5 protein-coding genes and 1 pseudogene are annotated in these 8153 nt (G+C 69.7%); 1 reads left to right on the top strand and 5 read right to left on the bottom strand.

Translation table 11 applies throughout. The annotated features are described in order from the left end of the window. The 3 genes and pseudogenes from ACNPM4_RS08805 to ileS form a co-directional block, all read right to left on the bottom strand. Positions 1–196 (bottom strand): annotated as a pseudogene (locus tag ACNPM4_RS08805) (DUF4233 domain-containing protein); the annotation flags it as partial. After that, positions 184–1536, bottom strand: a complete 1353-nt coding sequence (locus tag ACNPM4_RS08800; protein ID WP_448985429.1) for a bifunctional folylpolyglutamate synthase/dihydrofolate synthase — start codon at positions 1534–1536, stop codon at positions 184–186. The gene ACNPM4_RS08800 and the pseudogene ACNPM4_RS08805, both read right to left, overlap by 13 nt. After that, complete coding sequence (gene ileS / locus ACNPM4_RS08795; protein WP_448985428.1) at positions 1533–4913, bottom strand: isoleucine--tRNA ligase; 3381 nt, start codon at positions 4911–4913, stop codon at positions 1533–1535. The genes ACNPM4_RS08800 and ileS overlap by 4 nt, the downstream gene beginning before the upstream one ends. 333 nt (positions 4914–5246) lie before the next feature. On the opposite strand from ileS, the gene ACNPM4_RS08790 reads away from it, so the two are divergent. Continuing rightward, positions 5247–5897 (top strand): pentapeptide repeat-containing protein, encoded by a 651-nt coding sequence (locus tag ACNPM4_RS08790; RefSeq protein ID WP_448985427.1) that lies wholly within the window; start codon positions 5247–5249, stop codon positions 5895–5897. On the opposite strand, the gene ACNPM4_RS08785 is transcribed toward ACNPM4_RS08790, so the two are convergent. After that, positions 5887–7392 (bottom strand): ATP-binding cassette domain-containing protein, encoded by a 1506-nt coding sequence (locus ACNPM4_RS08785; protein ID WP_448985426.1) that lies wholly within the window; start codon positions 7390–7392, stop codon positions 5887–5889. The genes ACNPM4_RS08790 and ACNPM4_RS08785 overlap by 11 nt on opposite strands. Beyond that, the gene (locus tag ACNPM4_RS08780) at positions 7389–8150 is read right to left on the bottom strand and encodes an ABC transporter permease (protein WP_448985432.1); all 762 of its coding nucleotides are present in this window, start codon (positions 8148–8150) and stop codon (positions 7389–7391) included. Before ACNPM4_RS08780 ends, ACNPM4_RS08785 begins: the two co-directional genes overlap by 4 nt. Positions 8151–8153 lie beyond the last annotated feature (3 nt).

Raw genomic sequence — 8153 nt, 5'->3', positions numbered from 1 at the left:
CGAGGACTGCACCGCCGACGATCCCCCACCACTGCTCGATGCCGGCAGGAAGCTGACGCAGGCCGAAGATCGTGAGTCCGACGAGGAACACCACGATCGCCTCGAACCCGAGCACGATGGGCGCGAGCTTCTGCACGAGTGTCCTCGGCGGGCGAGGCGCGCGTGCGGGAGCGGCATCCGCGTTCACGCGCGCCACCCCGACTTCCAGTCTTCTTCCTCGGCAAGGGCGATCGCCTCACCGGCGAGCACGACCGAGCCGGCGATCACGACGGCGCGGCGATCGGATGCGGCCGCCCACTCGCGCGCCGCGTCGGCAGCGTCGGAGAGGGAGTGATGCACGGTCGCCCGCTGACCCGCCTGCTCGACGAGGTCGGCGATCGCGTCGGCGTCGCTCGCGCGATCCGAGTCCGGCGCCGTGGCGAAAACGTGCGCGACGGCGGGAGCGAGTCGGCCGACGATGCCTGCGGCGTCCTTGTCGTCGAGCACACCGAGCACGAGGCCCCACTCGTCGAAGTCGAAGCTGTCGTCCAGCGCCTGGGCGAGAGCCGTGGCACCGTGCGGATTGTGGGCGGCATCGACGATCACGGTCGGCGCGATTCCGAGCAGCTGCAGCCGCCCCGGAGAGGTCGTGCCCTGGAGCCCATCGGAGATGATGTCGCCCGCGATCGCCTGGGTAGCCCCGCAGATGAGCGACTCGACGGCGGCGACGGCGAGTGCGGCGTTGTGGCCCTGGTGGGCTCCGTACAGCGGCAGGTAATCCTCGGCGTACTCCCCCGCGAGTCCGCGGATCGTGAGCAGCTGGCCGCCGACGGCGAGCTTCTGCTCCGTGATGCCGAACTCCTCGCCCTCGAAGGCGATGGTCGCGTTGCGCTCCGCCGCCACGCGGCGCAGCACCTCGGCGGCCTCGGGAGGCTGCTGGGCGGAGACGACAGCCGCGCCCTCCTTGATGATGCCCGCCTTGACCTCCGCGATCTCGGCGATCGTGTCGCCGAGCCGATCCGCGTGGTCGATGTCGATCGGCGCGAACACCGCTACATCGCCGTCGGCCGTGTTCGTGGAGTCCCACTCCCCACCCATGCCGACCTCGAGCACCAGCACATCCACCGGCGCATCCGCCACGGCGACGAACGCCAGGACCGTGAGCAGCTCGAAGAAGGTCAGCGGCGCATCGCCCGCGGCCTCGAACTCCGCGTCCACGATGTCGACGAACGGCTCGATCTCATCCCACGCGTCGGCGATGGCCTCGTCGGCGATCGGCTCGCCGTCGATCATGATGCGCTCCGTGAAACGCTCCAGGTGCGGGCTGGTGAACAGGCCCGTGCGCAGATCGTGGGCACGCAGGAGGCTCTCGATCATGCGCGCCGTCGAGGTCTTGCCGTTCGTGCCCGTGATGTGGATCACGCGGTAGGTGCGCTGCGGGTCGTCCAGGAAGGCGAGGATGCGCGCGGTGCGCTCCTTGCGCGGCTGCACCCAGCGCTCCCCCGCACGGCTCAGCAGCGCCTCGTAGACGGCGTCCGCTCGTTCCCTCTCGCTCATGCTCCGGCCTTTCCGCTCGCGACCGCAGTCGCATCGATCGTCACGATCACCGGGGCCTTCGTCGCACCGAGCGCACGCGCTCCCGAGCGGAAGACGCCGTCGCCGGGGCTCGTGACCTCATCGACCAGGGTCTCGAGGTCGTCGGTCGGCTGCACGGCGAAGGCGACCGCGAGGGTCTCCGCGGCGATCAGCTCTGCATGGGCCTCCAGCGCGGCGGCGGCGTCGGGCGACGCGTTCAGTGCCAGGACGATGCGGTCGCTGACGTCGAGACCCGCATTCTTCCGCGCCTCCTGGACCACGCGGATCGCGTCGCGGGCGAGACCCTCGGCCTCGAGCTGCGGCGTGGTCTGCGTGTCGAGCAGCACGAACCCGCCCGAGGGAACGATCGCCAGCGCCTCGCCGTCCGGACGCCCGGTGGTCTCCAGCGCGAGGTCGTACTCGGTGGGCTCCAGGGCGATTCCGCCCGCGGTGACGACCCCTCCCTCCTCGGACCAGTCCCCCGCCTTGGCGGCCTTGATCACGGTCTGCACGTTCTTGCCGAGGCGCGGACCCGCGGCACGCGCATTCACGCTCAGGCGGTGCGTGATGCCGTATTCGACGGCGGTCGTGTCCTGCAGGGCGACGAGCTCGACCGACTTGACGTTGAGCTCCTCGCGCAGGATGTCCTCGAACTGCCCCAGCGTTCCGGCCAGCGGCGACACGACGGTCAGACGTGCCAGCGGGAGGCGCACGCGCAGCTTCTCCTTCTTGCGCAGAGCGTTGCCGACGCTCGAGAGCTCGCGCACCGCATCCATCGCGTCGCGGATCTCGTCGGCGGCCGGGAACTGCGTGTCATCCGGCCAGTCGGTCAGGTGCACACTGCGCCCGCCGGTGAGGCCCTGCCACACGCGCTCGCTGATCAGCGGCACGAGCGGTGCCGCGACGCGGGTGAGCGTCTCGAGCACCGTGTACAGCGTGTCGAATGCCTCGCGGCTCTTCGGGTCCTCGGTGACACCGACCCAGAAGCGGTCGCGCGAGCGACGGATGTACCAGTTCGTCAGCACCTCGGCGAAGTCGCGCAGGCGCGCCGATGCCGTGGTCGAATCGAGCCCTTCCAGGTCCGCTCGAACCTCGCGCACGAGGTCACCGAGGCGAGCCAGGATGTAGCGGTCGAGCACATCCGTGGAATCCGTGCGCCATTCGGCCTCGTAGCCGTCGACACCGGACGCGTTCGCGTAGGTGGCGAAGAAGTACCAGGAGTTCCACAGCGGCAGCAGGAACTCGCGGACGCCGGAGCGGATGCCCTCTTCGGTCACCGCGAGGTTGCCGCCGCGCAGCACGGAGCTCGACATCAGGAACCAGCGCATCGCGTCGGAGCCGTCGCGATCGAGCACCTCGGAAACGTCCGGGTAGTTGCGCAGCGACTTCGACATCTTGTACCCGTCGCTGCCCAGCACGATGCCGTGGCAGCTGACACCGGTGAACGCCGGGCGGTCGAACAACGCCGTCGACAGCACGTGCATGACGTAGAACCAGCCGCGGGTCTGACCGATGTACTCGACGATGAAGTCCGCCGGCGCGTGCGAGTCGAACCACTCCTGGTTCTCGAACGGGTAGTGCACCTGGGCGTAGGGCATCGAACCCGAGTCGAACCACACGTCGAAGACGTCTTCGATCCGTCGCATCGTGCTCTTGCCCGTGGGGTCGTCGGGGTTCGGGCGCGTCAGGTCATCGATGTACGGGCGGTGCAGGTCGATCTCGCCCTCGGGGTTGCGCGGCAGCGTACCGAAGTCGCGCTCCAGATCCTCGAGCGAACCGTAGGCGTCGACGCGCGGGTACTCCGGGTCGTCGCTCTTCCAGATCGGGATCGGCGAACCCCAATAGCGGTTGCGGCTGATCGACCAGTCGCGCGCACCCTCGAGCCACTTGCCGAACTGGCCGTGCTTCACGTTCTCCGGCACCCAGGTGATCTGCTCGTTGTTCGCGAGCATGTCGTCCTTGATGTCCGTCACGCGGATGAACCAGCTCGACACGGCCTTGTAGATCAGCGGGTTCCGGCAGCGCCAGCAGTGCGGGTACGAGTGCTCGTAGCTCTGCAGACGGATCAGTCGGCCGTTCTCGCGGATCAGGCGCACGAGCGGCGTGTTCGCGTCCATCCACAGCTGACCCGCCACATCGGTGACGTTCGGGAGGAACTTCCCGCCGTCGTCGAGCGAGAGGATCGTGGGGATACCGGCCGCGCCCGCGACCCGCTGGTCGTCCTCACCGTAGGCCGGGGCCTGGTGGACGATGCCGGTGCCGTCGCTGACCGTGACGTAGTCGTCGACCAGGATGCGCCAGGCGTTCTCGGTGCCGTACGTCTCGGTGTCGGCGTAGTAGTCGAACAGGCGGTCGTAGGTGACGTCCTGCAGCTCGGCGCCGCGGACGGTGGCGTCGATCGCGGCGAGCGCCTCCTCCGCACTCTCGTACCCGAGGTCCTTCGCGTAACCGCCGACGAGCTCGCGGGCGAGCAGGTAGCGATGCGCGGACGACTCGATCGCGGCATCCGTGGTCCCGGCGACCTGATGCACGTCTGCGGCACCGAGCGGGCCCGCGGGCAGCACGACGTACTCGATCTCCGGCCCCACGGCGAGTGCGACGTTTGTCGGCAACGTCCAGGGCGTGGTCGTCCACGCGAGGGCACGGACCCCCGTGAGGCCGAGCGACTCGGCCTTGGCCCCGGTGAGTGGGAAGGTGACCGTGACCGAGGGGTCCTGACGCATCTGATACACGTCGTCGTCCATGCGCAGTTCGTGGGCGCTGAGCGGGGTCTCATCACGCCAGCAGTACGGCAGGACGCGGTAGCCCTCGTAGGCGAGGCCCTTGTCGTACAGCGTCTTGAACGCCCAGAGCACGCTCTCCATGTACCCGAGGTCGAGCGTCTTGTAGCCGCGGTCGAAGTCGACCCAGCGCGCCTGGCGGGTGACGTAGTCCTGCCACTCGTGCGTGTAGGCGAGCACGGAGCTCTTCGCCTTCGCGTTGAAGACGTCGATGCCCATCTCCTCGATCTCGGCCTTCTCTGTGATGCCGAGCTGCTTCATCGCCTCGAGCTCGGCGGGAAGTCCGTGGGTGTCCCAGCCGAAGACCCGGTCGACCTTGTGGCCGGTCATGGTCTGGAAGCGCGGGAACACGTCCTTGGCGTACCCGGTGAGGAGGTGGCCGTAGTGCGGCAGGCCGTTCGCGAACGGCGGGCCGTCGTAGAACACCCACTCCGGCGATCCCTCACGCTGCTCGATCGAGGCGCGGAAGGTGTCGTCGTCCTTCCAGAACGCGAGCACCTCCTCCTCGATCTGCGGGAAGCGGGGGCTGGGCGCGACGGAATCGGCGGCGGGGCCGAAGGAGGAACGGGGGTAGGTCATCGTGTCTCGCAGTGGTCGTCGTGGCGGATGCTCCTGCGAGGACGACCCTCACGGACCGCGGTACCACCTCGCGTGCCACGCCTTGCGACGCGACCACTCTCACTGCGGCTGTGACGGGCCTGCCCCGCTCGGTTCTAGTGAGCACACCCCCGGGGGGATGCGCCGTTCTTCCGAGAGCTCCCCGGTGATGCCGGATCGATGCTCGTCCCTCCAGTGTACGCGGGTCCCGCGCGCCGCGCGCCGTCGCAGATCCGCACTCCCTCGAAGCGATGCCTCTACCGACGCCAGGGCAGGGGCCAGGCCGGTGTCCGTGTCAGGCCATAGCCTCGGAGCATGGCCCGCACGACAGAGTCCCCCGCACCGCCCCGTATCAGCGCCCCCGATCTGCCCCCGGAGTTCGAGCCCGCCTCTCCCGCGCGCAGCGCCGACATCATCGCCGCGAGCCTCGATCTCCACGGAACGGTGGACCTCGCCTACGCGACACTCGAACAGTGCACCGTGTCGGCGGATGCCGAAGCCGTCGACCTCACGGGCGCGACGGTGGTCGACGTCGAGATGTCCGGGGCACGCATCGCTTCACTGCGGATGCGCGACACCGGTGTGCGACGACTGCGGATCGCTGGCGGCCGCATCGGTACCCTCGACCTCAGCGAGGCACACATCTCGGAACTCGAGCTGCGTGACGTACGGATCGACTACCTCAACCTCGGTGCCGCGAAGGTGACCGACCTCGAGATCTCCGGCTGCGCGATCCGCACGATCGACATGCCGCAGGCCGACCTCACCCGCGTCCGGTTCACCGCCACGACCAGCGACGAGGTCGACCCGCGGGGTATGCGCGCCACAGACGTCGATCTGCGCGGTCTCGATGCGATGACCTACCTCGACGCCAACAGCCTCCGCGGGACGACACTCTCGTCGTTCCAGGTGCAGCAGCTGGCGCCCGTGATCGCGGCGGGCCTGGGCATCCAGATCAAGGACTGACGGAACCGCTCGCCTCCCGCAGCTCTCGCGTGAACGGATGCTGCGGCGCTGCGAACACCTCGGCGGTCGCGCCCTGCTCCACGATCCGGCCATCCTGCATGACGAGCACCTCGTCGGCGACGGCTCCGACCACATCGAGGTCGTGCGAGACGAGGATCATCGTCAGTTTCCGTTCTTGCTGCAGTCGGGCGAGCAGCTGCAGCACGCGTTCGCGGACCGAGGGGTCGAGCGCCGACACGGGTTCGTCGAGGACGAGCACCTCGGGGTCGGCGGCGAGCGCCCGGGCGATCGCTGCGCGCTGACGCTGCCCGCCGGAGAGCGCGCGAGGACGACGGTCGGCGAGTTCGGGTGCGAGGCCGACCTCGTCCAGCAGCTCGGCGACCCGCTCGGCCCGTCTGCCCCGGGGCACGCCCGCGGCCTCGAGCCCCTCGCGCAGGGAGCGCCCGATCGTCCATCGGGGGTCGAAGGCACCGAGCGGGTTCTGGTGCACGAGCTGCACCCGCGGCTCGCCGATCCAGCGCAGCGAGCCGGCGTCCGGCTGCTCGACACCGACGATCATCCGCGCCAAGGTCGTCTTCCCCGATCCGGACTCCCCCACGACGCCGAGCGTCCGCCCCGCCACGACGGTGAACGACGCCTCGATGACCGCCGGCACCGCGTCGAAGCTCTTCGAGACTCCGTCCACGACCAGCACCGGCGCCGACTCCGTCTGCACCCCCGCTCGGGGTTCGTGGATCGTCGCCGCGATCAGCTGACGCGTGTACTCGTGCTGCGGGCTCTCCAGCACCTCGGACACCGGGCCGGACTCGACCACCTGCCCGCCCTTCATGACCAGCACCCGGTCCGCGAGCCGCCGGACGGCCGCGAAGTCGTGGCTGATGAAGACGAGCGCGGTCCCGGCGTCCGTGATATCGCGCAGCAGGCCGAGGATCCGCGCCTGCACCGTGGCGTCCAGCGCCGTCGTCGGCTCATCGGCCACGAGGACGACAGGAGATGCGGCGATCGCGGAGGCGATCAATGCCCGCTGTCGGAGTCCGCCCGAGAGCTCGTGCGCATACTGCCGGGAGCGACGCTCCGCATCCGGCATCCACACCCGCCGCAGAAGCTCTCGCACCCGGGCGTCGAGCGCTGCCCGGCCCCGCACGATGCCGTGCAGGCGCAACGGCTCCGCCACTTCCGCACCGATGCGGCGGAGCGGATCGAGCGAGACCAGGGCGTCCTGCGAGACGAGGCCGATGCCGGCGCCACGGAGCCCCCGCCAGCCGCGCTCGGAGAGCGTCGCCGCATCCCTTCCGTCGACGGTGAGCGTGTCGACCGTCACCGTCGCATCCGACGGCGTGAGCCCGAGGAGTGCGCGCGCGGTGAGTGTCTTGCCCGCTCCGGATTCCCCGACGATCGCGACGCACTCACCCGGCTCCACCGCGAACCCGACACCGTCGACGACCGGGTCCGCGCCGAACGCGATCCGCAGTCCCCGCACCTCCAGCGCACTCACGACGTCCGCCCTTCTGCGCGTGCCCGCAGGATGCGCCCGAGGACAGTCGCCGAGATGACGGTGAGGGTGATGGCGATTCCGGGGAAGACCGCGATCCACCATGCCTGTCCCAGCACGTTGCGTCCTCCGGCGAGCATCAGCCCCCATTCGGGCGTCGGCTCGGACGGGCCGAGACCGAGGAAGCTCAGGCCCGCCGCGGCCAGGATGCTCGACCCGATGCCGATCGTCGCGAGCACACTCAGCGCCCCGAGCACACCGGGGACGACGTGACGCGTGAACGCCTTCACCCTCGGTACGCCCAGGATGCGCGCGGCTTCGACGTGCTCGGCGATCCGCAGGGTCTGCGTCTGCACGCGGGCGAGCCGGATGTACACGGGCACCGCGGCGAGAGTGACCGCGATCGCGATGTTCACCGGCCCCGGCCCCAGCACCGCGACCACGACGAGAGCGACGAGGAACTCGGGAAAAGCCATCAGCACGTCGTTGACCCGCATCACGGTGGTATCCACCGCTCGGGGTGCAACCCCGGCGAGAGCTCCGATGACGAGGCCGACCGCCAGCGCGACCGCCGTGGCGAGAAGCCCGATCCCCAGCGAGCGCCCAGCCCCGTAGACGACACGCGAGTACACGTCGCGACCGCTCTGGTCGGTGCCGAAGAGATGCTCGGCACTCGGTGGGAGCAGCGCCGAGCGGACGTCGGTCTGCAGCGGATCGTGAGTCGCGAGCATTCCGGGGAAGACGGCGACGAAGACGATCAGAGT

This window comes from Microbacterium umsixpiens, from assembly GCF_053543675.1.
The sequence above is the reverse complement of the archived record's forward strand: the minus strand, read 5'-3'. Positions and strand labels throughout refer to the sequence as shown.